Raw genomic sequence first — 25,342 nt, forward strand, 5'->3', positions numbered from 1 at the left:
CATGAAAGGCACCGTGTTAGAAAAAATTGTTCAGGACAAAGCGATTTGGGTTGAAGCCCGTCAGCAGCAGCAGCCTCTCTCTACCTTTCAGAACAGCATTGAACCTGCCAGCCGTCATTTCTACGACGCGCTGCAGGGGGCAAGAACCGCGTTTATCCTGGAGTGTAAAAAGGCCTCTCCCTCGAAAGGCATTATTCGTGAGGATTTCGATCCAGCCGCCATTGCCGGGGTCTACCGCCACTACGCTTCCGCGGTGTCAGTGCTGACCGATGAGAAATATTTTCAGGGCGACTTCGCCTTTCTGCCGATTGTCAGCGCGGCCATCACCCAGCCGGTGCTGTGCAAAGATTTTATCATCGACCCTTATCAGATCTATCTGGCACGTTACTATCAGGCTGATGCGATTTTGCTGATGCTGTCGGTGCTGGATGATGAGCAGTATCGTCAGCTGGCCGCCGTGGCGCACAGCCTGAAGATGGGTATTCTGACTGAAGTGAGTAATGAAGAGGAACTGGAGCGGGCTATCGCGCTGCAGGCCAGAGTTGTGGGTATCAACAACCGCGACCTGCGTGACCTCTCTATCGATCTTAACCGCACGCGTCAGCTTGCACCACGCCTGTCGCACAGCGTCACGGTGATCAGCGAATCAGGCATCAACAGTTATGCCGACATCCGCGAGCTGAGCCACTTTGCTAATGGCTTCCTGATTGGTTCTGCACTGATGGAAGAGGCCGACCTGACCGCAGCGGTGCGTCGGGTTACGCTGGGCAGCAATAAAGTGTGCGGCCTGACCCGTGACGAAGATGCGCGGGCCGCCTATGAAGCCGGGGCAATCTATGGCGGGCTGATTTTTGCCGAAGGTTCACCGCGTCAGATTGACACCGCCACGGCGCAGACCGTGATTGCTGCGGCACCGCTGCGCTACGTCGGCGTGTTCCGCAACGCGGCTATAAGTGACATTGTCACGCAGGCCGTTGCGCTTTCACTCTCTGCGGTACAGCTGCATGGCCATGAGACGCCGGAGTTTGTGGCTGAATTGCGTGCGGCTCTGCCAGCAGAGATTCAAATCTGGAAGGCGCTGCGCATTGAAGGCTCCGTACCGGCGCGCGACTGGCCGCATGTTGACCGTTATGTATTTGATAATGGCGACGGCGGAACCGGACAGCGTTTCGACTGGTCACTGTTACAGGGTCAGAACCTGAACAATGTATTGCTGGCCGGTGGCCTGAGCGCAGATAACTGTGTTGAAGCCGCGCAGCTGGGCTGTGCCGGACTGGACTTCAACTCAGGCGTGGAAAGCGCGCCTGGCATCAAAGATGCCCGTAAAATTGCCGCTGTGTTTCAGACACTGCGTGCCTACTGATTTGCCTGGCCTGCTCAACGGCGGGCCCGAGAAAGGAAGATAAAAATGACGTTACTGAATCCCTACTTTGGCGAATTTGGCGGAATGTATGTTCCGCAGATCCTGATGCCAGCCCTGCGCCAGCTGGAACAGGCGTTTGTCGACGCCCAGAAAGATCCTGAGTTTCAGGCCGAGTTTACCGACCTGCTGAAGAACTATGCGGGTCGTCCAACTGCCCTGACGCTGTGCAAAAACCTGACCAAAGGCACCAAAACCCGCCTCTATCTTAAGCGTGAAGATCTGCTGCACGGTGGCGCGCATAAGACCAACCAGGTGCTGGGTCAGGCGCTGTTAGCCAAACGCATGGGCAAAAACGAGATCATTGCCGAGACCGGTGCGGGTCAGCACGGCGTGGCTTCAGCGCTGGCCTGTGCGCTGCTGGGTATGAAATGCCGCATCTATATGGGCGCGAAAGATGTAGAGCGTCAGTCACCCAACGTATTCCGTATGCGTCTGATGGGCGCAGAAGTGATCCCGGTTCACAGCGGCTCCGCCACGCTGAAAGATGCCTGTAATGAAGCACTGCGCGACTGGTCTGGCAGCTACGAAACATCACACTATATGCTCGGCACCGCAGCGGGTCCGCATCCCTTCCCGACCATTGTGCGTGAGTTCCAGCGCATGATCGGCGAAGAGACTAAAAATCAGATTCTGGAAAGAGAGGGTCGTCTGCCCGATGCGATCCTCGCCTGTGTGGGCGGCGGCTCCAACGCCATCGGCATGTTTGCCGACTTTATCGATGAGACCAGCGTGAAGCTGATCGGCGTAGAGCCTGCGGGCCACGGCATTGAAACTGGCGAGCATGGCGCGCCACTCAAGCACGGTCGCGTCGGCATCTACTTCGGTATGAAATCGCCGATGATGCAGACCCATGATGGCCAGATTGAAGAGTCTTACTCGATCTCTGCCGGCCTCGACTTCCCGTCGGTAGGCCCGCAGCATGCGCACCTGAACAGCATCGGTCGGGCGGAATATGTTTCCATTACCGATAACGAAGCGATGGACGCCTTTAAACTGCTGTGTCGTGCGGAAGGTATTATTCCGGCGCTGGAGTCATCTCACGCCCTGGCGCACGCCATGAAGATGATTCACGCTGAGCCGGAAAAGGAGCAGTTGATTGTGGTCAATCTCTCTGGCCGTGGCGACAAAGATATTTTCACCGTTCATGACATTTTGACAGCGCAGGGAGAAATCTGATGGAACGTTACAATCAACTTTTTACCCGTCTGTCAGCGAATAACGAAGGCGCTTTCGTTCCTTTTGTTACGCTGGGCGATCCTTCCCCGGAGCTTTCACTGAGCGTGATTGACGCCCTGGTTGAAGGGGGCGCGGATGCACTGGAGCTGGGTATTCCCTTCTCCGATCCTCTGGCGGATGGCCCGACCATTCAGAACGCGACGTTACGCGCCTTTGCGGCGGGCACCAACACCAGCCAATGCTTTGAAATGCTGGCCACTATCCGCCGTAAGTATCCGGATCTGCCGATTGGATTGCTGATGTATGCCAATCTGGTCTTCACCAACGGCGTGGATGAGTTCTATGCACGTTGTGCAGAGGCAGGTGTGGATTCGGTGCTGGTAGCGGATGTGCCCGTTGAAGAGTCAGCGCCCTTCCGTCAGGCGGCACTGCGTCATGGCGTTGCACCCATCTTCATCTGTCCGCCTAACGCCAGCGATGAGCTACTGCGTGAGATCGCTTCACACGGACGGGGTTACACCTACCTGCTGTCGCGCGCGGGCGTTACTGGTGCTGAAAACCGCGCCAGCCTGCCGTTGCAGCATCTGATCGACAAGCTGCGTGAATACCATGCAGCCCCGCCGCTGCAGGGTTTTGGTATCTCTGAGCCTGGACAGGTGAAGGAAGCGATCGCTGCGGGCGCTGCAGGCGCGATCTCCGGCTCTGCAATTGTCAGAATCATCGAAAAACATCATTCAGAGCCTGAGGTGATGCTGAGCGAGCTGAAGAACTTTGTCAGCCGCCTTAAAGCCGCCAGCCGTTAATCCTGCCAGCATGCCTTATCGCGCGATAAGGCATGATTTGTTTCCTTTTTTTTCACTCCCCCATTTGCCCTTTTTGCAAAATCTGCACCACAATGACAATGCGCCGTTACGGTAACGTCGCATCCATTTTGTGACAGGGAGAGAAAGCAATGAAATTCGTTAAACTGCTGACAGGTGCTGTACTGGCGGGCGTGGTTGCGCTGACACTGAGCGCCTGTGCGCCCACCGCAACCAAAGAGGGAACCGGTGGCTATATTGATGACACCGTGGTGACCACAAAAGTTAAAGGTGAACTGCTGAAAGATGATGCGCTGAAATCAACTGAAATCAACGTAGAAACCTTTAAAGGTAAAGTTCAGCTGAGCGGTTTTGTTTCATCACCACAGATGGCTAACCGTGCTGTTCAGGTTACGCGCAGCGTGGCGGGCGTGAAGTCCGTGGTAAACAATATGCAGATCAAATAACGTCTTAACAGACAAAAAAGGCCGCTGATTCAGCGGCCTTTTATCATCTTCATCATCAGAAACGGTAACCCGCACCGAAGAAGAAGACCCAGGGATCGATGCGCATATTGATATTCTGCTGCTCGCCACCCGCTTTAAACTTCACTTCAGTATCAATATCCATGTACCACACCGACGCATTCAGCATCCAGTCACGGTTAATCTGATAATCCAGACCGACCTGACCCGCCACACCCCACGAATCCTTCACGCTGAGATCGGTCAGACCCGCATCGCGGCCCGTTTGATTGAAATCGGCATCGTAGAAGGTGGTGTAGTTGATACCTACGCCAACGTAAGGACGCGCTTTGCTCTTGCTGTCAAAAAAGTAGTACTGCGCCATCAGCGTAGGCGGTAACTGGCGTACCGTTGCCAGTGTCCCGGTCGGGCCAAGGCCCACTTTGTGACGGAACGGTGTGGCGGCCAGTAATTCGACACCAATGTTGTCCGTTGCCATGTAAGTAAAGGTCAGGCCCAGCTGCGTGTCGTTGGATGCGCTGAACTCGCCCATCCCTAACACATTATCGGAACCTTCGGTGGGCCGGACGGTGGCACTGCCGGCACGCATAAAGAAGTCGCCTGCTTCGTGGGCCATTGCCAGCTGGGGTAAAGCCAGAGCCAGCAGCATCGCGCATTTTGCCAGTTTCATCATCACTCCTTTGCTTAATGTTAATGTCGCGAACGTCATCGCTTTTTTGCTGGCAAATATTTAACGTGATTTACAGAAAATTGCACTCTGTACCCTTCAGATAAATTACTTAAAAAACAATGGATTGATTTAGATCAATTTCGGCTCAGGCTGGCGCAGCAAAATTCCCCTTGCTGAATAATTTCGCCGGGCCTATTTTGCTTATCTTCTCTGGTGATTTTGGTTCGATGCCCTGGGAGGGGCGGGTGATCAAATGAGTGAAATAACTAACCCTTGTGTCAGCTGTGGCGCCTGCTGCGCCCATTTCCGCGTCTCATTTTACTGGGCCGAAGCCGATGATGCAGGCGGCCCGGTGCCGACCGCATTAACCGAACCGCTAAGCCTGTTAATGCGCAATATGCGTGGCACGAACGATCGCGCCCCGCGCTGCGTTGCCCTTGAGGGCGACATTGGCGGCTGTGTCTCCTGCGGAATTTACGAACAACGTCCGACGCCCTGTCGGGAATTTTCGATGTCGGGCGAAGCGGGTATCCACAATGAAGCCTGCGATCGCGCCCGCGCCCGGTATGGCCTTCCCGCCCTTTTTTCTCCATCTTTACCTGTCATGACAGAAAGTTATGCCGCAGCGGGTGCCCGCGAGCTGCCAGAACATGTACAATCGCCGGGTTAATTAACCCGGTTCCTCAAAGGAGTGTACATGTCTATCACGGCAAGCTCGTTATACCGTGACACAGGAAATTTCGCGCGCCATCAACTGGCTACGGTGCTGTTGATGTCGCTGCTGGCCGCTTTTATCACCGTCATGCTGGTGCATGTGCTGACGCCGGGTGCCGATCAGATGGCCCTCCTGCAACAGGGTGACGATAGCGCCGGTTCGCTGTTTGAGATGGTGCAGAATATGTCACCGGAACAGCAGCAGGTGCTGCTGCGCGCCTCGGCGGCCAGCACCTTTGCTGCGCTGATGGGGAACACGCTGCTGCTTGGCGGAATGCTCTATCTGATCCCGATGGTCTCTTCCGGCCAGCGTGTCAGTGCGTTGCGGGCGATTGGTGCTTCAGCGCCGCTGCTGCCAAAGCTGCTGCTGCTCACCTTCCTGATGACGCTGGTGGCGCAACTGGGCTTTATGGTGCTGGTGGTGCCGGGCATTCTGCTCACGATTCTGCTGTCGCTGGCACCGGTGATGGTGGCCAGTGAGAAGATGGGTGTCTTTGCCGCCATGCGGGCCAGCATGCGGATGGCGTGGAAGAATGTGAAGCTGATTGCTCCCGCTATTCTGCTCTGGCTGCTGGCCAAAGTGGTGGTGATGCTGTTCTTCTCTTCGCTGACGGTTTTACCGCTGAACGTCTCGTCGGTGATTTTTACCGCGGCAGGTAACGTGGTTTCAGCAATGTTGATTATCTATCTTTATCGGCTCTATATGCTGTTACGTTGATTGACGGTGTGCCTTCGGGCACATTTGCAGCCAACTCTGAATGGAAAAACTATGAAGCAGCTTCTCGACTTTCTTCCCCTGGTGGTCTTTTTCATCTTCTACAAGCTGTATGACATTTTCGTCGCCTCGGGCGCACTAATTGTTGCGACCGGTCTGGCGCTGGTCGTCAGCTGGGTGCTCTATCGCAAGCTGGAAAAGATGACGATTTTCACCTTTGTGCTGGTGGCGGTCTTTGGCACCCTGACGCTGGTGTTCCACAACGATGAGTTCATTAAGTGGAAAGTCACGGTTATCTACAGCCTGTTTGCCGCCGCCCTGCTCTACAGCCAGTGGTTTATGGAGCAGACGCTGATTCAGCGCATGCTGGGCAAAGAGCTGCAGTTGCCCGACGCGGTCTGGCGCAGGCTCAACGTTGCCTGGGCGCTGTTCTTCTTTATCTGCGGCCTGGTGAACATCTATGTCGCCTTTTGGTTATCTCAGGCGTTTTGGGTTAACTTTAAAGTGTTCGGTCTCTCCGGTCTGACCTTACTGTTTACCCTGCTCAGCGGGCTTTACATCTGGCGACAGATGCCGCCGCAGGAACAAAAATAATCATCTGCCCGGTCCGCCGGGCTTTTTTTTAGCATTCACCTGCATAGAAGTGGAAGCAATGGGCGAAAAACATACATTGCCGAAAGGCGAAATGGTGCTGCGTACGCTCGCCATGCCAGCAGACACCAACGCCAACGGCGATATTTTTGGTGGCTGGCTGATGTCACAGATGGATATGGGTGGCGCTATCCTGGCGAAAGAGATCGCTGAAGGACGCGTAGTGACGGTTCGCGTCGACGGCATGTCATTTATGAAGCCCGTCGCAGTGGGCGATGTGGTGAGCTGCCATGCGAGCTGTCTTCGTACCGGCAACAGCTCCATGACGATTAATGTGGAAGTGTGGATCAAAAAAGTGTCGTCTGAGCCGATTGGACAAACTTACATTGCAACGGAAGCGGTGTTTATTTATGTGGCGGTCGACAGTGAGGGTAATTCCCGTCCTCTGCCAGCCGGTCGCGCAAATCAACTGCCTGCTGAATAAACAAAACAGGTCAGGCTTTTTCAGCCTGACCTGACACTTTATTCCAGGCTGGCCCCACCATTAATCTTAAACACGATATTCATGGTCAGACCCTGCCCTGGCCGTCCGCTCTGATAGCGCCACTTTTTCATCGCCTGCTTAACTTCCCGCTCGAACATATTGCGTGGCTCCGCAGAGAGGATCTGGATGTTATCCACTCGTCCTTCGCTATCCACATCAAACTTCACCCGTACCCGGCCCTCAACACGCAGTGCAAAAGCGCGCTGTGGGTAGCCTGGCTTGCTCACACTCAGTGCTTTTGGGCCGTTTGACGCCGATGAGGTGGGTGACGGCGTGGATTTTGGCGCCGCGGTCGGTTTGGTCTGCGTCGCCGGCGTTTCCTGCTTAAACGGGCTGGCCTGCGGTTTGCTCTCCTGACGCGGTTTCACGTCGCGTTTTGGCTGCTCCCGCTTATGCTCTGGTTTCGGTCTGGGCTTTGGCTTAGGTTCAGGTTTGGGAATTGGCACTGGCTCCGCTTTCGGCGGTTCGGGTACAGGCTGAGGTTCCGGCACCGGCTCAGGTTCTGGCTGCGGCTCGGGCTGCGGCGCAGGCGGCTCCACGATGGCGGGTGCAGGCTCAGGCTGGACTTCAGGGGCGACCATGGTGACGCTGATGGGCTGCGACGCTTTAGGCACGTCAATCACCTGCTGGAATGAAGCATACAGAATTCCGGCAATCACGGCCCCATGCAAAGCAACAGACAACAACATGGAGACAGGCGTGCGTTTAGGTAATGGCATAGTCAGCGTGGTCATAACAGTCGCAGTGATTGAATGAAGCATCGATTTTAAATGCAAATAGCAATCAGTTTCAATAACTCCCGCCATCCGGCCTGAAGAAAAGCGCTTTTTAGCCCTTTATGCTGAGCCAGTAACCGCTCTGAGGTTTCGTTTGCACTCTGATCGGCAATCCCTTAACGTGTTGCGAAATTCTGGTTAATGGGAGTTCCTTAGTGCTTTACGTCATTTATGCAGAAGATACTGCAGATTCACTGGAAAAACGTAATGCCGTGCGCCCTGCCCATCTGGCACGGCTCAAACTGCTGCAGGAAGAGGGACGCCTGATCATTGCAGGCCCGATGCCTGCTGTCGACAGCAACGATCCTGGCGTGGCTGGCTTTACCGGCTCAACCGTGATTGCTGAATTCCCGTCATTAGAAGAAGCGCAATCCTGGGCACAGGATGACCCCTACTTCGCGGCGGGCGTTTATAAGCAGGTAGCGGTCAAGCCGTTTAAGCGCGTCTTCTGATCGTGAATCAGCCGTAAAAATGGCTTCTGTGCCAGGCACAGAAGCCATTTTTATTTTGACCGTGTAAGAGAGAAAAGATGCAGATAATCATTCTGGGGCTACTGGCCATTATCGTTTTACTGATCGGCAGCGCGGTTTATCTCTGGCGAACTCAGGGCTGGCGTAATAAAAAGCAGTGGATTGTCATGCTGATCGTGCTGGCGGCGGCAGTGCAACTGGTCAATGTTACGCTGATGATGTCTACACAGCGTCTCGCTGGTTGAGCATCGCGCAACGTTTTGTTGCGATGTACAGTCAGTCAATCTCTGTGACAGCGTTTCGCCAGTCGGAACATCCTGCTAATGCCGCGTAAATAAACGCGGCGATCAACTTATTTTATTTAATAAGGCGTTGCACTTAACGACACCGGTATTACGTCAGCCAGGTCGCTCAGTGAAACCAGCTATTTATTTTCCCACTACTCACTGGCATATTTTCAGCGATGAATTAACCGCGGTCCAGAATCAGGCTAATCAGTGCGTGATAGTTCTGCTCTTCTTCCGGACTGGTGACATGCTGTAAACGGCCGATTAGTTTTGAGCAGATCGCTTTACGGTTCAGACTACGACCCGAACTGATAATTTCCGTCACGACGGAGCCAAGAATGGCCTGTTGCGAGGGCTGCGCTGCGCTGTGTAAATAGGCGGAGATGTCAGAGACTGAAGCGGGAATACGAACGTTAGCCTGCATGGTTGACCCTCATAGAATTCATTTAAGATTACTAACCGATGCAATAAAGTTATACAACAATGTGCCATCTGTACAGATATTTAGCTTAAAAAATAAGACCGTCATGATTTAATGACAACAAGTTCTTAAATAACAGCACATTACAATAATGTAAAGTTGTACAACTTTTTAGCCTGCTGTTTTTATCCTGTTAATACTCCCTCTTTTGTCCGCGCCTGAATGCCCTGGTTTACTCTTTAAAAAATGATCTTTCCGCCATTTTTTTAGCATTAAAGAGGAATTATCGGGCAGATCTGTCTACATTTATCCCTTGTGAGTTGAACCTCTGCACGGATGCGCAGCACAGTCGCGGGCATATTATGCATAAAACTTATTCTGGCCAGTCTCTTACATTGCTCAATCCGCTGTTATCCCGGCTCCTGGCTATTGTTGACCCTAAAATAGAAGTCATGAGTGGTTACCCTGCTAATTGCTCAGTGTGGCTCACCGTCTATTATCAACGTAAATCGCGTCAATGGTCTTACGAATGGTATGATCGTGTGGGTTACCACAGGCCGGCTGAGCTGGGCAGCTCAATGGAATGTCTGATGCGTGAGGTTAACGATCGCGGCGCGTCGCGCCAGGAACACTCGATGGCGCGACAGGCGATGGCAGAACTGGTTTTTTTTGAAGCCTGATTTGAAGTCTGAATAGCCTGCTTTGTCCGACAGGCTGAATTCACCGGGCTTTCGCTATATTATCTGCGTAATAAACAGAATCGAACGACGCTGCTGTTGTGCCAGCTGATGGCGAATGCAGTGGATACGCTTATACCGCCGCGACTGCCCTTCCAGCCAGCGTGAGCGGCGGCGATGCACCTGCCGTAACATTCTCCAGCGCGCCACTTCATTTCTGCTTCGTTTCATCACTTCCTCTCTGACGTCATACACACGAGATATACGCGAGGGCATTATAGAGATCTCTGCGGTAATGCCAAATCGGATCCTTCATCGAGGATGTCCGGGATAAAGGGTTCCGTTAGCCGGCATCTGCACGTAAACTTGCCGGACGAAAGCGCGAACGGGATGTCCACTTTATGACCACTTTTTATACCCTGATCAGCTGGTTGCTGGTGTTTGGTTACTGGCTGCTGATCGCCGGGGTGACGCTGCGCGTGTTAATGAAGCGACGGGCTGTGACATCCGCGATGGCCTGGCTACTGGTGATCTATATTCTGCCTCTGGTAGGGATTATCGCTTATCTCTCTTTTGGCGAACTGCATCTGGGTAAACGTCGTGCGGAGCGCGCCCGCACCATGTGGCCATCCACTGCCCGCTGGCTCGCTGACCTTAAGCAGTGCCGTGAAATTTTTGCCACCGAACACAGCGACGTTGCGCGTTCGCTGTTTGAGCTTTGCTACCACCGTCAGGGCATCGCCGGGGTCAAGGGGAACCAGCTGCAGCTGCTCACCAGCGCCGACGACGTGATGCAGGCGCTGATTCGGGATATCCAGCTGGCCCGCCACAACATTGAGATGGTGTTCTACATATGGCATCCCGGCGGTCTGGCGGATGAAGTTGCGGAATCGCTGATGGCGGCATCACGCCGTGGCGTTCATTGCCGTCTGCTGCTCGACTCTGCGGGCAGTGTTACCTTTTTCCGCAGTCCGTGGGTCGGCATGATGCGCAATGCCGGAATCGATGTGGTGGAAGCGTTGCAGGTCAGCCTGCTGCGCGTCTTCCTGCGACGGATGGATCTGCGTCAGCACCGCAAAATCGTACTCATTGATAACTACATCGCGTATACCGGCAGCATGAACCTGGTCGATCCGCGCTTCTTTAAACAGAGCGCGGGTGTCGGTCAGTGGATTGACCTGATGGCGCGAATGGAAGGCCCGGTGGCGACGGCGATGGGGATTGTTTTCAGCTGCGACTGGGAGATAGAGACCGGCAAACGCATTTTACCGCCGCCGCCCGATCGCAACATTATGCCGTTTGAACAGGAGAGCGGCCACACCGTGCAGGTGATCGCCTCCGGCCCCGGCTTCCCGGAAGATATGATCCATCAGGCGCTGCTGACTGCGGTCTATTCGGCACGTGAACAGTTGATCATGACCACGCCCTACTTAGTGCCGAGCGACGATCTGCTGCATGCTATCTGTACGGCGGCGCAGCGTGGCGTCAATGTCAGCGTGATTGTGCCTCGTCACAATGACTCGCTGCTGGTTGGCTGGGCCAGCCGCTCCTTCTTCAGTGAGTTGCTGGAAGCGGGCGTGAAAATTTATCAGTTTGAAGATGGCCTGCTGCACACCAAAAGCGTGCTGGTCGACGGACAACTGAGCCTGGTGGGAACCGTGAACCTCGATATGCGCAGTTTATGGCTGAATTTTGAAGTGACGCTGGTGGTTGATGATGCGGGATTTGGCAGCGATCTCGCCTGTGTGCAGGATGACTATATCGCCCGTTCCCGCCTGCTGGATGGCAAGCGCTGGGCAAAACGTGCCTGGTGGCAACGCATCGTCGAACGACTGTTTTACTTCTTCAGTCCTTTACTGTAAAACGAGCCAGATTGTGTAAATGGCCGCAGGCCGACAGGACAGACTATGGATTTAAATAATCGCCTTACCGAAGATGAAACGCTGGAACAAGCCTACGATATTTTTCTCGAACTGGCAGTCGACAATCTTGACCCGGCAGACGTCATCCTCTTCAATCTGCAGTTCGAAGAGCGCGGTGGCGCAGAGCTGTTTGATCCGTCTGACGACTGGAAAGATCATGTCGATTTCGACCTGAACCCGGACTTCTTCGCCGAGGTGGTGATTGGGCTGGGTGAAGCGGACGGTGAACCGATCACCGACGTCTTTGCTCGCGTGCTGCTGTGCCGCGAGAAAGACCACAAACTCTGTCATATCCTGTGGCGTGAGTAAGCGTCAGATTTGATAAGAAAACGCCGGGCGATTGCCCGGCGTTTTGCATTATAGCGGATCGACTTTCAGACAGGAGACCGCGTGGTTGAAACTGCCTTCCAGCAGCGGCCGGGTTTTCGCACACTCCGGACCGGCAATCGGACAACGGGTGCGGAACACGCAGCCTGATGGCGGATTGATCGGCGACGGCAGCTCCCCCTCCAGCAGCTGAATCTGCTTGTTCTTCTCCTTGTCCGGATCGGGAATCGGCACCGCGGACATCAGCGCACGGGTGTAAGGATGCTGAGGATTGCTGTAGACCTCTTTGTAGGTGCCCAGCTCCACCGCATGCCCCAGATACATTACCAGTACCCGGTCAGAGATATGTTTCACCACCGCCAGATCGTGCGCAATGAAGATCAGCGATAAGCCCATTTCACGCTGCAGCTGCTGCAGCAGGTTAACCACCTGGGCCTGAATCGAGACGTCCAGTGCAGAGACCGGCTCATCACAGATAATCAGCTTAGGCTCAAGAATCAGCGCGCGGGCGATACCGATACGCTGACACTGACCGCCCGAGAACTCGTGCGGATAGCGGTTAATCAGGTTAGGCAGCAGCCCCACTTTCATCATCATATTTTTGACGCGGTCTTTCACTTCCTGACGCGCCATTTTTGGATGATAGGTTCTCAGTGGCTCTGCGATGATATCGCCGATGGTCATACGCGGGTTCAGCGACGCCAGCGGATCCTGGAATATCATCTGGATATCGCTTCGCGCCTTGCGCCACTCCTCTTCACTTTGCCCCAGCAGATCACGGCCTAACCAGGCGACCCGACCTTCGGTCGCCTTGACCAGCCCGATAATGGCGCGCGCCAGGGTCGATTTACCACAGCCAGACTCGCCTACCACACCCAGGGTTTCCCCCTCATACAGCCGCAGGCTGACACCATCGACTGCTTTCAGGGTTTTTGATGGCTGCCAGAACCACTGCCTGCCATCTTTGATGTCGAAATGCACCTTGAGGTCGGCGATTTCCAGTAACACTCTTTTTTCAGCTACGGTGCTCATACTAACTCCTCCACCGGCTTAAAGCAGGCGCGCAGACGGCCTTCGCCAAAGGGTTCCAGCGGTGGTGCCTGGGTGCAGATATCCATAGCGTGCGGACAACGCGGCTGGAACGGGCAGCCCTGCGGCAGACGCAGCAGGTTGGGTGGATTACCCGGAATCGTCGTCAGACTTTCCCCTTCCGCATCCAGACGCGGCACCGCATTAAGCAGACCAATCGAGTAAGGATGTGACGGCTGATAAAAGACATCGCGGGCACGGCCATACTCCATGGTGCGTCCGGCATACATCACCAGTACTTTGTCGCAGATCCCCGCCACCACACCCAGATCGTGGGTGATCATGATAATAGCAGTGTTGAACTCGCGCTTCAGGTCGTTGAGCAGCGTCATAATCTGCGCCTGGACGGTAACATCCAGCGCGGTGGTCGGCTCGTCGGCAATCAGCAGTTTAGGACGGCACAGCAGCGCCATGGCGATCATGACGCGCTGACGCATACCGCCGGAGAACTCATGCGGGTACATCTTCATCCGCTTGCGCGCTTCCGGCATTTTCACCGCATCCAGCATTCTCACCGACTCTTCAAACGCCTGCGCGTTGTTCATCCCTTTATGCAGCTTAAGCACTTCCATCAGTTGCTCGCCCACCCGCATATAGGGGTTCAGCGAGGTCATCGGGTCCTGGAAGATCATCGCAATCTGTTCGGCGCGCAGTTTATTGAGCTTGTTCTCGGGCAGATTCAGGATCTCTTTGCCATTGAACATCGCCGAACCGCCAATGCGGCCATTTTTCGCCAGCAGCCCCATCAGGGCAAAGGCGGTTTGTGACTTGCCGGAACCGGACTCACCGACAATGCCCAGCGTCTCACCGGCGCGCAGCGAGAAGTTCAGATCGTTAACGGCGGTAACATCACCATCGTGCGTGCCAAAGGTGACGCGTAAATCTTTGACCGTAAGTAGCTGTTCGCTTCCCGCGCGGGCCGCCATTGCTGGCTGGAATTCATGAATAGTCATCGGGAAACTCCTTAACGATCTTTCGGGTCGAGGGCATCACGCAGGCCATCGCCGATAAAGTTGAAACAGAACAGCGTAACCACCAGGAAGCCTGCCGGCCAGAGCAGCAGCCACGGCGACACTTCCATCGAGTTTGCCCCGTCGCTGAGGAGTGCGCCCCAGCTGCTCAGCGGCTCCTGCGTACCCAGTCCCAGGAAGCTCAGGAAGGATTCAAACAGGATCATGCTCGGCACCAGCAGCGAGGCGTAAACCACTACCACGCCCAGCACGTTCGGCACGATGTGGCGCACCACGATTTTCCAGGTCGATACCCCGCCCACATGGGCCGCTTCGATAAACTCTTTGCGCTTCAGGCTCAGCGTCTGGCCACGCACAATACGCGCCATATCGAGCCACGAAACCATGCCGATAGCGGCAAAAATCAGCAGGATATTGCGACCAAAGAAGGTCACCAGCAGGATCACGAAGAACATAAACGGGAAGGAGTTAAGGATTTCCAGAATACGCATCATCACCGAGTCTGTTTTGCCGCCGAGATAGCCAGCAATCGAGCCATAGAGCGTCCCGACAATCACCGCGATCAGCGCAGAAGCCACGCCCACCATCAGCGAGATGCGGCCACCGATAGCCACACGTACCAGCAGGTCACGACCTGAAGAATCAGTGCCGAACCAGTGGCCAGAAGTGGTATCGGGCGGCGAGGACATCATGGCCCAGTCGGTATCGTCGTAGGTGAACTGCGCCAGCATCGGCGCAAAGATTACGAACAGGGTGATCAGGAACAGCACCAGCAGGCTGATGGAGGCAGCGCGGTTATGAATAAAACGACGACGCGCGTCCTGCCAGAGACTACGCCCTTCTACTTCCAGCTTCTCACTGAACGCATCAAGAGCTTCGCTGTTTTTCTTACTTAACATCATGGCGAACTCCGCAATCAGTAACGAATTTTGGGATCGATAACGGCATAGAGCACGTCAACAATCGCGTTGAATACGATGGTCAGCAAACCAACCAGAATGGTCAGGCTCATTACCAGCGAGTAGTCACGGTTCAGCGCGCCGTTGACAAACAGCTGACCGATGCCCGGCAGACCGTAGATCGACTCAATCACCATCGACCCGGTGATGATGCCGACAAACGCCGGTCCCATGTAGGAGATCACCGGCAGCAGCGCAGGTTTCAGCGCATGACGCAGCACAATGCGGCGCAGCGGTAACCCTTTGGCGCGCGCGGTGCGGATAAAGTTGGAGTGCATCACTTCAATCATCGACCCACGGGTGATACGCGCGATACTGGCGATATAAGCCAGCGACAGCGCCACCATCGGCAGCAACATGTAGTTCCACTGCCCGCCGTTCCAGCCGCCGCCCGGCAGCCATTTCAGGGTGATGGCGAACAGCAGAACCAGCAGCGGTGCGACCACGAAGCTGGGTATCACCACGCCGGTCATTGCCACCCCCATCACCGCAAAATCCCATAAACTGTTCTGTTTGAGCGCTGCGATAACCCCGGCCGTGACGCCAAGTACCACCGCCAGCAGAAACGCGGCCAGGCCAAGTTTGGCCGAGACCGGGAACGCATGCGCGACCAGGTAGTTGACCGAATAATCTTTGTATTTAAAAGATGGGCCGAAGTCGCCGTGCGCCAGCTGCACCAGGTAATCGACATACTGCTTACCGATAGGATCGTTGAGGTGATATTTCGCCTCAATGTTTGCCATCACTTCCGGTGCCAGGGTGCGCTCGCCAGTAAACGGGCTGCCGGGTGCCAGTCGCATCATAAAGAAGGAGATGGTAATCAGGACGAACAGCGTCGGGAGCGCTTCAAGCAAGCGACGCAGGATGAATTTTAACATTGCCGTACCTACCAGGCTGTTGCTTCACAACATATAAAAAAATTAAAAGGCGGCGCCAGAGGCACCGCCACTGCTGATAGCCTGAATGCTATTAGTGTTTGATGATGTAGAAGTTTTTATCGAGCGTTTTATCCAGCGGATCTTTACCGTTATAACCACCGACATAAGGTTTCACCAGACGGGTATTCACGTAGTAGTAAACCGGTACGATGGTGCTGTCCTTATCCAGGATCTGCTCGGCTTTCTGATACTCCGCCGCACGGGCTTTTTCATCAGGTGCTTTAATCGCGCCACGCACCACTTTGTCGTAAGCGTCGCTCTTATAGTGCGAGGTGTTACTGCTGCTGTTGGACAGCATGGTATTCAGGAAGGATGTCGGTTCGTTATAGTCCGCACACCAGGCCGCGCGCGAAACATCGAAGTTACCCTGATGACGGGTATCCAGGAAGGTTTTCCACTCCTGGTTTTCCAGCTTGATGTTCACGCCGATGTTTTTCTTCCAGATCGACGAGGCGGCAATTGCCAGCTTCTTGTGCAGATCGGAGGTGTTATAAAGCAGGTTAAAGGTCAGTGGTTTGTCGGCAGTGTATCCCGCTTCAGCCAGCAGCTTTTTCGCCTCGGCATTACGTTTTTCCTGCGGCCATTTGAACCAGTCTGGCGGCAGAATGTCCATGCCGTCGGTCGCTGGTGGCGTGTAGCTATAGGCCGGGATCTGACCCTGCGCCAGCACTTTATTGACCATGATGTCACGATCCAGACCCAGCTTCAGGGCGGCGCGCACGCGCGGATCGGTAAATGGCGCTTTCTGGTTGTTAATTTCGTAGTAGTAGGTGCAGAGGTAAGGATCGACGTGCAGTTCTTTACCGTTGTCACGCTGCAGCTTTTTGAATAGCTCAATCGGCAGATTGTTATAGGTCATGTCGCTGCCGTTCTCGGAGAAGTAACGGTTAACGTCGCTGACTTCAGAACTGATTGGCAGGAAAGTGACTTTGTTCAGGACGGTGTGTTCGTTGTCCCAGTAGTTCGGGTTACGCACCAGAGTGATACGCTCGTTAATCACGTGCGCGTCCAGCTTAAAGGCGCCGTTGCCGACCCAGTTCTGTGGCTGAGTCCACTGATCGCCAAACTTCTCAATCGCCGGTTTGTAGACCGGTGACATGACGGAGTTAATCAGCAGCTTATCAAAATAGGGAACCGGCTCACTCAGGGTGACTTCCAGCGTGTGATCATCAATGGCTTTGACGCCCAGATCGGTAATGGGCTTTTTACCGGCGATGATGTCATCGACGTTCAGGATATGACCATATTGCGGATAGCTGGCGTAAGGTGAAGCCGTTTTAGGATCGACCAGACGCTCCCAGCTGTAAACGAAATCCTGCGCCGTTACCGGCTCGCCATTAGACCACTTCGCATTTTTGCGCAGGTGGAAAGTCCACACTTTGAAATCTTTGTTTTCGTAACTTTCCGCCACGCCGGGAACCGGTTTGCCGGTGCTGTCATTGACCAGCAGACCTTCGTAAAGATCGCGCGCCACGTTATCTTCCGGCACGCCTTCAATTTTGTGCGGATCCAGCGATTGTACTTCATCGCCATTGCCGCGAACCAGTTCCTGTTTTGCCGCCAGCTCAACGCCCGCAGGTACGGTTGCCGCGAAAGCCGCATTACCTGCCAGGGCACTTACTGCGGCGAAAACGCCCGCTGCTATCAGGCTTTTTTTCGTGATGTTGTTCATTATTACACTCCAGTTTTATTATCGTCACCGTGGCGATGCTCTGCCCCGGCGTCCCCCGTCTCCGGGCTCCCCGGCCTGTTACCAGGGAGATTGACCCCAAAATGGTCTGTACGCTGATGCGTTTCCCGACTGTCTCGCCGAACGGGCGATCAGATCAGTGTTGTTTGATGAAATAGTACTTCAGGTCTGTCATGTCCTGCGGGTCTTTGCCCGTGAAGCCGCCAACCCAGGGCTTCACCAGGCGCACACTTACGCGGTAGTAAACTGGCACAATTGGTGAGTCTTTGTCGAGTTGTGTTTCAGCCTGCTGATACAGGTCGGCACGCTGTGCCTCGCTGCCCGCCGTCAGTGTCTCCGCCATCAGACGATCAAAGGTCGCGCTACTGTAAAAGGCGGTGTTGATCGAGGCGTTGCTGATCAGCATGTTCAGGAAGGTTGAGGGTTCATTGTAATCGGCACACCAGGTGGCGCGTACCACGTCATACTGTGCCTGATGCCGGGTCTCCAGCATGGTTTTCCATTCCTGATTTTGCAGTGTCACCTTAGCACCCAGGTTTTTCTGCCACATCGACGCGGCCGCAATCGCCTGTCGTTTGTTCTGATCGGAAGTGTTATACAGCAGCGTAAAGGTCAGCGGATGGGCTGCATCAAAACCGGCCCCGGCCAGCAGCTTCTTCGCGGCTTCATTACGCTGCGCCTGCGTCCAGGTAAACCAGGCAGGTGGCGTGAGTTTGATACCGGCGGTGAAAGGTGGCGTCAGGCTGTAAGCCGGAATCTGCCCCTGGGCCATGATCTTATTGGCTATCACCTCGCGATCGAGGGTCATTTTCAGCGCGGCACGCACCCGTGCATCGGTGAACGGCGGCTTTTTGTTGTTAATCTCGTAGTAGAAAGTGCAGAGCAGCGGGCTGACCTTCACTTCATCGCCCAGCTCTTTGCGCAGCTTGCCAAACATCTCTGGTGGCACCGCACTGTTAGTAATATCCGTGCCGCCGCTGCGGTAGCGATTGATATCACTGTTTTCAGAAGCGATCGGCAGGAAGGTGCCCTGCTCAATCACCGTGTGCGCATTATCCCAGTAGCGAGGATTGCGCTTCACGACAATTTTTTCATTCACTACCCAGTCGCTCAGCGTGTAGGCGCCGTTACCGATGTAGTGACCCGGGCGGGTCCAGGCTTCGCCCCACTGCTTAATGGCAGGCGCATAAACCGGCTTCATCGCCGTATGCGCTAACATCGCCACCAGGTAAGGAACAGGCTCACTCAGGGTAATTTGCAGCCGATGGGCATCCAGCGCCTTCACGCCCAGCTGATCGGGTGACGCTTTACCGGCAAGGATGGCATCAATATTGGCAAAATGGGCTGCCTGCAGATAGCTGGAGTAAGGCGACGCGGTTTTCGGATCCACCAGACGGCGCCAGCTGTAGACGAAATCAGCGGCGGTAACCGGCTCACCGTTGCTCCACTTCGCATCCTCCCGCAGATTAAAAATCCAGACGGCAGGTTGCGGGTTTTCCCAGCTTTTAGCGACGCCAGGAACGACCTGCCCGCTGTTATCGGTATTGACCAGGCCGTCCAGCAGGTTGTGAATAATATTGGATTCCGGCACGCCTTCGGTTTTATGCGGATCCAGCGAGGAGTCTTCATTGCCGTTATTGATCACAATCTGTTGCTGCGCGGCCAGTGTTGTACCCGGCGGCACCGTGGCGGCATAGGCCGGCGAAAAAGCCATTAACAAAACGACTGCGAGTGTTGACCGCGGCTGCTGTAAGTTCTTCATCCCAATCATGCGAAACGCCAACCTTAAATTAAGTATCCCGACAGGCTTAAGCAAAAAGCGTTCTCACTTTGGGCTTTCGGAGAAAAAATTTTACGTTGGGCCAAAAATTATCAGAAGCCGCGAAGGCGCGCCAAAGCAAAATAGCTAAAATGTTAACTAATTCTCTTTTATCATGAGAAGTCAGGCAGCGGAAGTGTTAATTTTCGTCCTGAAAATATTATATCGATATGAAAAATAGACTATTTAGCTGGAAATCCCTCTTAAGAGCAGAAAGCAGCGGCAAACGGCCTCTTTTTTGGCACTTATATTGGGTAATCTGGCTTCAGCGTGATGAAATTTAAGATAGCGTGATTATTCTGGCAATTTGTGGGGCTGATACGAAAATAGAGAGCAGAATATCGTGTGAAAATAGTGACATTATTTCGCAGAAAAAAGTCTGTGAGCCAGCGCGCAGTAATGAAATTTATAATTGCCTGATTCTGTTAAGCACAACGAATACTTGCATCGTAATGGTGCATAAAATGCCCCTACTGCACCATTACGGATCATTATTTCGCTTCACTCTCTGAAATAAGTGAGCGTTTAATTGAGTAAGCCGGGAAAAATGGACTTCATGCCGGTGACAACAAATTCGATCCCTAGGGCCATCAGTAACAGACCCATAATACGCGTAATAACGTTGATGCCGGTCTGGCCAAGAATACGCACCATTAACGGCGCGGCCCGAAAGAGTAACCAGCAACAGAATGCGAAGATGGCAATCGCCAGGGTGAACCCCAGCAAATTTATCCAGCTGTGGTAGCGGGTGCTCCAGACGATGGTTGAACTGATAGCACCCGGCCCCGCCATCAGAGGCAACGCCAGCGGCACAACCCCCACACTTTCACGAATCGCCGTTTCTGACTTCTCCTGCTTATTCTGCTTATCCTCGCCAAGCTTGCCGCTGATCATCGACATCGCAATGGTGACGACCAGGATCCCACCCGCGATGCGGAAGGAGTCAATCGAGATGCCAAACACATGCAGAATCGCATCCCCAAGGAACAGAGAGGTCCAGAGAATAATAGCCACCGCCAGATTGGCAGTGAGGTTGGTTTTGTTACGCTCAGCCACCCCCTGATAACGGGTCATGCTGATGAAGACCGGAATAATTCCCACCGGATTAACCAGCGCAAAGAGCCCGACAAAAAATTTTATATAGCCTGATAAATCTAACAGCGCAGGGTTCACGACTTTACTCCGTACCACAGGGGGGGAAAACGCGCCTAATGTATGTGAAAACAGGCACGGACGCCAGATGCTGACTCAGCTATTTAAACTGTTGAATGACGGAGTATCCAGCGCTTTACCCCAGAGATTAAAAAGTGACTGGATTTAGCCGCTACCAGACTGATGACGTGGAGAGGTAACCAATTTGATAAACAAAGAGCGTAAAGGGGAGCTGAAAGGTGTCAGCTTGCGGTTAAATTGATCTGCATCAAAATTGCTCTACCCCAAACCAGGTAATCTTTTCGCAACGGAAGTATTAGCGGCAGCGAAGAAAATCTCACTGACTGCAACAGAAGACTAGTTCAGTAAACAGTTGAAAATCCGGGCGTTCTGACCCAGTCCAACGCCTTATGGCAACGTGACTATACTCAGGGCGCAGGATTGTTTACTAAAAAAGTTTAACTTCCTTCAGGAGAACACCATGGCCGTAACCAATGTCGCCGAACTTAATGCACTGGTTGAACGTGTAAAAAAAGCCCAGCGTGAATATGCCAACTTTTCTCAACAACAGGTCGACGCTATCTTCCGTGCAGCCGCCCTCGCCGCCGCAGACGCCCGAATCCCGCTTGCCAAGATGGCCGTTGCCGAATCCGGTATGGGCATCGTCGAAGACAAAGTGATCAAAAACCATTTTGCTTCAGAATATATCTATAACGCGTATAAAGATGAAAAGACCTGTGGTGTGTTAGCCACTGACGACACTTTCGGCACCATTACCATCGCTGAACCCATTGGTCTGATTTGTGGTATCGTCCCGACGACTAACCCCACTTCAACCGCCATCTTCAAAGCGTTAATCAGCCTTAAAACCCGTAACGGGATCATCTTTTCACCCCATCCACGTGCGAAAGATGCGACGAACAGAGCTGCAGATATCGTGTTGCAGGCCGCAATTGCTGCTGGTGCGCCAGAAGATATTATCGGCTGGATCGACGCACCTTCCGTTGAGCTGTCAAATCAACTGATGCATCACCCTGACATCAACCTGATTCTCGCCACTGGCGGTCCAGGCATGGTGAAAGCGGCTTACAGTTCCGGTAAACCTGCTATTGGTGTCGGTGCCGGTAATACGCCCGTCGTGATTGATGAAACCGCCGATCTGAAACGTGCCGTTGCGTCGATTCTGATGTCGAAAACCTTTGATAACGGGGTTATCTGCGCCTCTGAACAATCGGTGATTGTGGTCGATTCAGTCTATGACGCGGTGCGTGAACGTTTCGCCAGCCACGGCGGTTATATGCTGCAGGGCGCCGAACTGAGTGCGGTGCAGAATATCATTCTGAAAAACGGCGGCCTGAATGCGGCCATCGTAGGCCAGCCAGCATTTAAAATTGCGGAGATGGCCGGTATCAGCGTGCCACCGAGCACTAAGATTCTGATTGGCGAAGTTAAACTGGTGGATGAGTCTGAGCCGTTCGCCCATGAAAAACTCTCACCAACCCTTGCGATGTATCGGGCGAAAGATTTCCAGGATGCGGTCGCGAAAGCAGAAAAACTGGTCGCCATGGGCGGTATCGGCCACACCTCCTGTCTCTATACCGATCAGGATAACCAGACCGAACGCGTTCACTACTTCGGCGACAAAATGAAAACCGCGCGTATTCTGATTAACACCCCCGCCTCGCAGGGCGGTATCGGTGACCTCTACAACTTTAAACTGGCACCGTCTCTGACGCTGGGTTGTGGTTCGTGGGGCGGGAACTCTATTTCAGAGAACGTCGGTCCGAAACATCTGATCAATACCAAAACTGTCGCCAAGCGAGCTGAGAATATGTTGTGGCATAAACTTCCTAAATCCATCTACTTCCGTCGGGGTTCACTGCCAATTGCGCTGGAAGAAGTGGCAACGGATGGCGCGAAACGTGCCTTTATCGTCACTGACCGCTTCCTGTTCAATAACGGCTATGCCGACCAGGTGACCCGCGTGCTGAAATCACACGGCATTGAAACGGAAGTGTTCTTCGAAGTTGAAGCTGACCCGACGCTGAGCATCGTGCGTAAAGGTGCAGAGCAGATGAATAGCTTCAAACCGGATGTCATCATCGCGCTCGGCGGTGGCTCACCGATGGATGCCGCGAAAATCATGTGGGTGATGTACGAACATCCGGAAACTCACTTCGAAGAGCTGGCGTTACGTTTCATGGATATCCGTAAACGTATCTACAAGTTCCCGAAAATGGGTGTCAAAGCGCGCATGGTTGCCATCACCACCACATCCGGTACCGGTTCTGAAGTCACGCCGTTTGCTGTAGTGACCGATGATGCGACGGGTCAGAAATATCCGCTCGCTGACTACGCGCTGACGCCTGATATGGCGATTGTCGATGCCAACCTGGTGATGGATATGCCGCGTTCACTCTGCGCCTTCGGCGGTCTGGATGCGGTGACTCACGCGCTGGAAGCGTATGTTTCAGTGCTGGCGAATGAATACTCTGACGGACAGGCGCTGCAGGCACTGAAGCTTCTGAAAGAGAATCTGCCAGCCAGCTATGCTGAAGGAGCCAAAAATCCGGTGGCGCGTGAGCGCGTACACAATGCCGCCACTATCGCCGGTATTGCGTTTGCCAACGCCTTCCTCGGGGTTTGTCACTCAATGGCGCACAAGCTGGGTTCAGAGTTCCATATCCCACACGGCCTGGCCAACGCCCTGTTAATCTCTAACGTTATTCGCTACAACGCGAATGACAATCCGACTAAACAGACCGCTTTCAGCCAGTACGATCGCCCTCAGGCGCGCCGTCGCTACGCCGAGATTGCTGACCATCTGGGTCTGAGCGCACCGGGCGACCGCACCGCGCAGAAAATTGAGAAGCTGCTCGCCTGGCTGGATGAGATCAAAACTGAACTTGGTATTCCGACCTCTATCCGTGAGGCGGGTGTGCAGGAAGCGGACTTCCTGGCGAAAGTCGATAAACTGGCCGATGATGCGTTTGATGACCAGTGTACCGGTGCTAACCCACGTTATCCGCTGATTGCTGAACTGAAACAGATTATGCTCGATACCTATTACGGTCGTGAATTCACCGAACCGTTCTCAAGCGTAGCCGAAGCCATTGCTGAGCAGCCGGTAAAAGGTATTAAACTTGAGAAGAAAGCCAAAAAAGTCTGATAGTGCCGTTCTGACTGTCTGATAAAAAAACCCGCCCCGGCGGGTTTTTTATTGCCTGAACAATAGGGTTAATTCAGCGGAGTCTGAGCGCCGTGGATCGCCTGCAACGATCCCTGCTCTATCGCCTGTTTATAATGTTTACGGCAGACTGAGATATAGCGTTCGTTACCGCCAATCACCACCTGTTCACCCTCACTGAAAGGTTTGCCCTCGCTATCCAGCCGCAGAACCATACTGGCCTTGCGACCACAGTGACAAATAGTTTTGAGTTCAACCAGCTTATCTGCCCACGCCAGCAGATACTGACTACCAACAAACAGTTCACCGCGAAAATCCGTTCGCAGGCCATAACAGAGCACCGGAATATCAAGATTGTCTACAACATCTGACAGTGCTTTAACCTGCTCGCGGGTCAGGAACTGACTCTCATCAACCAGCACACAGTGGACAGGCTGAACAGCATGTTCAGCAGCGATATCACTGTAGAGTGATGTCTCTGCGTTGTATAGCAAGGCCGGTGACGACAATCCGATACGGGAACTCACCTGCCCGGCACCAAAGCGATTATCGATTTCAGCAGTGTAAACCAGTGAACGCATGCCACGCTCATGATAGTTATAGGAGGATTGTAACAGTGCGGTCGATTTCCCTGCATTCATGGCAGAGTAATAGAAATAGAGTTGAGCCATCGGCGCGTATCTTCATCAGGACTGAATGGAATGGCGCGCATATTACCACAAAGCTTCGGCAATACGGTGCGGTTGATGAATGAATTAAAGTGTAACGGCTGGCCGTTTATTCCTCTGCATGCAGTTTCCAGCGCCTGCTATGTGCACTGCCGGACGGGATAAATCTTACTTATTTTATCCGCACCAAAAGGAATGACATTTTTGTTACCGCCCCAAAATACATTAAATTTATTTGATATCAGACTTAAGAGAAATACTTTTTATTGAACATAACTGCAAAAATTTCTGGCTAAGCGTAATTTTAGTCACCAGGGTAATTAGTGATATACACATTTTTATGATTGCAGTTATTTTATGTCGCCACTACTATTAGCGGGCAACACCACTTTTCCCTTATTCAGAGACCAGGACAATGAGCGAAGCACTAAAAGTTCTTAATAATATCCGTACGCTGCGCGCCCAGGCCAGAGAGTATTCCGTTGAAATACTGGAAGAGATGCTGGAAAAGCTGGACGTAGTAGTAAAAGAGCGCCGCGAAGAAGAGTCTCATTTTCAGGCAGAAAATGAAGAACGCACGCGTAAGCTTAATCAGTATCGTGAAATGCTACTGGCTGATGGTATTGACCCGAATGAACTGATTAACACGCTGGCCGACACACGGACTGCGCCAAAAGGTAAACGCTCGGTTCGTCCGGCTAAATATGGTTACACCGATGAAAAAGGCGAGTCCAGAACCTGGACCGGTCAGGGCCGCACACCGGCCGTGATTAAAAAAGCGCTTGAAGAACAGGGTAAAAAGCTGGACGATTTTTTACTGTAAAAACCCGCAGTGTGACTGCCTTCCTGGCAGCCTGATGCGCAATAAAAA

27 protein-coding genes are annotated in these 25,342 nt (G+C 53.5%); 15 read left to right on the plus strand and 12 right to left on the minus strand.

Translation table 11 applies throughout. The annotated features are described in order from the left end of the window. Position 1 precedes the first annotated feature (1 nt). From trpCF to AC0T7J_RS02525, 4 genes are all read left to right on the plus strand, one after another. On the plus strand, positions 2–1,363 hold the full coding sequence (trpCF, locus tag AC0T7J_RS02510; protein ID WP_473791947.1) for a bifunctional indole-3-glycerol-phosphate synthase TrpC/phosphoribosylanthranilate isomerase TrpF: 1,362 nt from the start codon (positions 2–4) through the stop codon (positions 1,361–1,363). A gap of 45 nt (positions 1,364–1,408) precedes the next feature. Further along, positions 1,409–2,599 (plus strand): tryptophan synthase subunit beta, encoded by a 1,191-nt coding sequence (gene trpB, locus AC0T7J_RS02515; protein ID WP_473791949.1) that lies wholly within the window; start codon positions 1,409–1,411, stop codon positions 2,597–2,599. After that, positions 2,599–3,402: a tryptophan synthase subunit alpha gene (trpA, locus tag AC0T7J_RS02520; protein ID WP_473791951.1), complete on the plus strand. Its 804-nt coding sequence runs from the start codon at positions 2,599–2,601 to the stop codon at positions 3,400–3,402. The genes trpB and trpA overlap by 1 nt, the downstream gene beginning before the upstream one ends. 149 nt (positions 3,403–3,551) lie before the next feature. Then, on the plus strand, positions 3,552–3,866 hold the full coding sequence (locus AC0T7J_RS02525) for a BON domain-containing protein (protein ID WP_473791953.1): 315 nt from the start codon (positions 3,552–3,554) through the stop codon (positions 3,864–3,866). A 55-nt stretch (positions 3,867–3,921) separates the two neighbouring features. On the opposite strand, the gene ompW is transcribed toward AC0T7J_RS02525, so the two are convergent. Beyond that, positions 3,922–4,557, minus strand: a complete 636-nt coding sequence (ompW, locus tag AC0T7J_RS02530; protein WP_031593125.1) for an outer membrane protein OmpW — start codon at positions 4,555–4,557, stop codon at positions 3,922–3,924. A gap of 250 nt (positions 4,558–4,807) precedes the next feature. Here ompW and AC0T7J_RS02535 point away from each other — a divergent pair, with 250 nt between their 5' ends. From AC0T7J_RS02535 to yciA, 4 genes are read left to right on the plus strand one after another with little or no spacing between them, the layout of a single operon-like run. Then, a complete protein-coding gene (locus AC0T7J_RS02535; protein WP_086905917.1) occupies positions 4,808–5,224 on the plus strand; it encodes a YkgJ family cysteine cluster protein in 417 nt (138 codons plus the stop codon). Positions 5,225–5,251: 27 nt separating this feature from the next. After that, entirely contained in the window at positions 5,252–5,986 is a 735-nt protein-coding gene (locus AC0T7J_RS02540; RefSeq protein ID WP_010244420.1) for a YciC family protein, read from the plus strand. A 51-nt stretch (positions 5,987–6,037) separates the two neighbouring features. Then, positions 6,038–6,577 carry a septation protein A gene (locus tag AC0T7J_RS02545; RefSeq protein WP_425018958.1) on the plus strand — a complete coding sequence of 180 codons (540 nt, stop codon included), beginning with the start codon at positions 6,038–6,040 and terminating at the stop codon, positions 6,575–6,577. Positions 6,578–6,635: 58 nt separating this feature from the next. Continuing rightward, positions 6,636–7,058, plus strand: a complete 423-nt coding sequence (gene yciA / locus AC0T7J_RS02550) for an acyl-CoA thioester hydrolase YciA (protein WP_473791957.1) — start codon at positions 6,636–6,638, stop codon at positions 7,056–7,058. Positions 7,059–7,096: 38 nt separating this feature from the next. On the opposite strand, the gene tonB is transcribed toward yciA, so the two are convergent. Beyond that, a complete protein-coding gene (gene tonB / locus AC0T7J_RS02555) occupies positions 7,097–7,852 on the minus strand; it encodes a TonB system transport protein TonB (RefSeq protein ID WP_473791959.1) in 756 nt (251 codons plus the stop codon). A gap of 197 nt (positions 7,853–8,049) precedes the next feature. Between tonB and AC0T7J_RS02560 the strand changes: the two genes are divergently transcribed. Then, entirely contained in the window at positions 8,050–8,346 is a 297-nt protein-coding gene (locus AC0T7J_RS02560) for a YciI family protein (RefSeq protein ID WP_473791960.1), read from the plus strand. Between the two features lie 77 nt (positions 8,347–8,423). Continuing rightward, positions 8,424–8,609 (plus strand): hypothetical protein, encoded by a 186-nt coding sequence (locus tag AC0T7J_RS02565; RefSeq protein WP_473791962.1) that lies wholly within the window; start codon positions 8,424–8,426, stop codon positions 8,607–8,609. Positions 8,610–8,832: 223 nt separating this feature from the next. Here AC0T7J_RS02565 and ycgZ read toward each other — a convergent pair whose 3' ends face one another. Beyond that, positions 8,833–9,075: a regulatory protein YcgZ gene (gene ycgZ / locus AC0T7J_RS02570; RefSeq protein ID WP_473791964.1), complete on the minus strand. Its 243-nt coding sequence runs from the start codon at positions 9,073–9,075 to the stop codon at positions 8,833–8,835. Between the two features lie 449 nt (positions 9,076–9,524). On the opposite strand from ycgZ, the gene AC0T7J_RS02575 reads away from it, so the two are divergent. Further along, complete coding sequence (locus AC0T7J_RS02575; RefSeq protein WP_473791965.1) at positions 9,525–9,752, plus strand: hypothetical protein; 228 nt, start codon at positions 9,525–9,527, stop codon at positions 9,750–9,752. Positions 9,753–9,806: 54 nt separating this feature from the next. Here AC0T7J_RS02575 and AC0T7J_RS02580 read toward each other — a convergent pair whose 3' ends face one another. Then, positions 9,807–9,980: a YciY family protein gene (locus AC0T7J_RS02580; RefSeq protein ID WP_003853917.1), complete on the minus strand. Its 174-nt coding sequence runs from the start codon at positions 9,978–9,980 to the stop codon at positions 9,807–9,809. A gap of 170 nt (positions 9,981–10,150) precedes the next feature. Between AC0T7J_RS02580 and cls the strand changes: the two genes are divergently transcribed. Then, positions 10,151–11,611 carry a cardiolipin synthase gene (cls, locus tag AC0T7J_RS02585; RefSeq protein ID WP_473791967.1) on the plus strand — a complete coding sequence of 487 codons (1,461 nt, stop codon included), beginning with the start codon at positions 10,151–10,153 and terminating at the stop codon, positions 11,609–11,611. 45 nt (positions 11,612–11,656) lie between these two features. Continuing rightward, the gene (locus AC0T7J_RS02590; RefSeq protein ID WP_275103035.1) at positions 11,657–11,980 is read left to right on the plus strand and encodes an HI1450 family dsDNA-mimic protein; all 324 of its coding nucleotides are present in this window, start codon (positions 11,657–11,659) and stop codon (positions 11,978–11,980) included. A 48-nt stretch (positions 11,981–12,028) separates the two neighbouring features. On the opposite strand, the gene oppF is transcribed toward AC0T7J_RS02590, so the two are convergent. The 7 genes from oppF to AC0T7J_RS02625 all read right to left on the minus strand — a co-directional run bounded on the left by oppF (position 12,029) and on the right by AC0T7J_RS02625 (position 20,637). Continuing rightward, a complete protein-coding gene (gene oppF, locus AC0T7J_RS02595) occupies positions 12,029–13,030 on the minus strand; it encodes a murein tripeptide/oligopeptide ABC transporter ATP binding protein OppF (protein WP_010244389.1) in 1,002 nt (333 codons plus the stop codon). Next, on the minus strand, positions 13,027–14,040 hold the full coding sequence (gene oppD / locus AC0T7J_RS02600) for an ABC transporter ATP-binding protein (RefSeq protein ID WP_010244386.1): 1,014 nt from the start codon (positions 14,038–14,040) through the stop codon (positions 13,027–13,029). The genes oppF and oppD overlap by 4 nt, the downstream gene beginning before the upstream one ends. An 11-nt stretch (positions 14,041–14,051) precedes the next feature. Next, positions 14,052–14,960, minus strand: a complete 909-nt coding sequence (gene oppC / locus AC0T7J_RS02605) for an oligopeptide ABC transporter permease OppC (protein ID WP_031593133.1) — start codon at positions 14,958–14,960, stop codon at positions 14,052–14,054. A 14-nt stretch (positions 14,961–14,974) separates the two neighbouring features. Then, entirely contained in the window at positions 14,975–15,895 is a 921-nt protein-coding gene (gene oppB, locus AC0T7J_RS02610; protein ID WP_337012790.1) for an oligopeptide ABC transporter permease OppB, read from the minus strand. A 91-nt stretch (positions 15,896–15,986) separates the two neighbouring features. Then, positions 15,987–17,627, minus strand: coding sequence for an oligopeptide ABC transporter substrate-binding protein OppA (gene oppA / locus AC0T7J_RS02615; protein WP_473791970.1), 1,641 nt, complete (start codon positions 17,625–17,627; stop codon positions 15,987–15,989). A gap of 154 nt (positions 17,628–17,781) precedes the next feature. Beyond that, positions 17,782–19,407, minus strand: coding sequence for an ABC transporter substrate-binding protein (locus tag AC0T7J_RS02620; protein ID WP_473791971.1), 1,626 nt, complete (start codon positions 19,405–19,407; stop codon positions 17,782–17,784). Between the two features lie 582 nt (positions 19,408–19,989). Beyond that, positions 19,990–20,637, minus strand: a complete 648-nt coding sequence (locus AC0T7J_RS02625; protein WP_010244367.1) for a YchE family NAAT transporter — start codon at positions 20,635–20,637, stop codon at positions 19,990–19,992. 460 nt (positions 20,638–21,097) lie between these two features. Here AC0T7J_RS02625 and adhE point away from each other — a divergent pair, with 460 nt between their 5' ends. Further along, positions 21,098–23,785 (plus strand): bifunctional acetaldehyde-CoA/alcohol dehydrogenase, encoded by a 2,688-nt coding sequence (gene adhE / locus AC0T7J_RS02630; RefSeq protein ID WP_473791973.1) that lies wholly within the window; start codon positions 21,098–21,100, stop codon positions 23,783–23,785. A 68-nt stretch (positions 23,786–23,853) separates the two neighbouring features. Here adhE and tdk read toward each other — a convergent pair whose 3' ends face one another. Then, positions 23,854–24,474 (minus strand): thymidine kinase, encoded by a 621-nt coding sequence (gene tdk, locus AC0T7J_RS02635; protein WP_473791975.1) that lies wholly within the window; start codon positions 24,472–24,474, stop codon positions 23,854–23,856. A gap of 412 nt (positions 24,475–24,886) precedes the next feature. Between tdk and hns the strand changes: the two genes are divergently transcribed. Then, the gene (hns, locus tag AC0T7J_RS02640) at positions 24,887–25,294 is read left to right on the plus strand and encodes a histone-like nucleoid-structuring protein H-NS (protein ID WP_473791977.1); all 408 of its coding nucleotides are present in this window, start codon (positions 24,887–24,889) and stop codon (positions 25,292–25,294) included. Positions 25,295–25,342 lie beyond the last annotated feature (48 nt).

The organism is Pantoea sp. E956-1, from assembly GCF_982223955.1.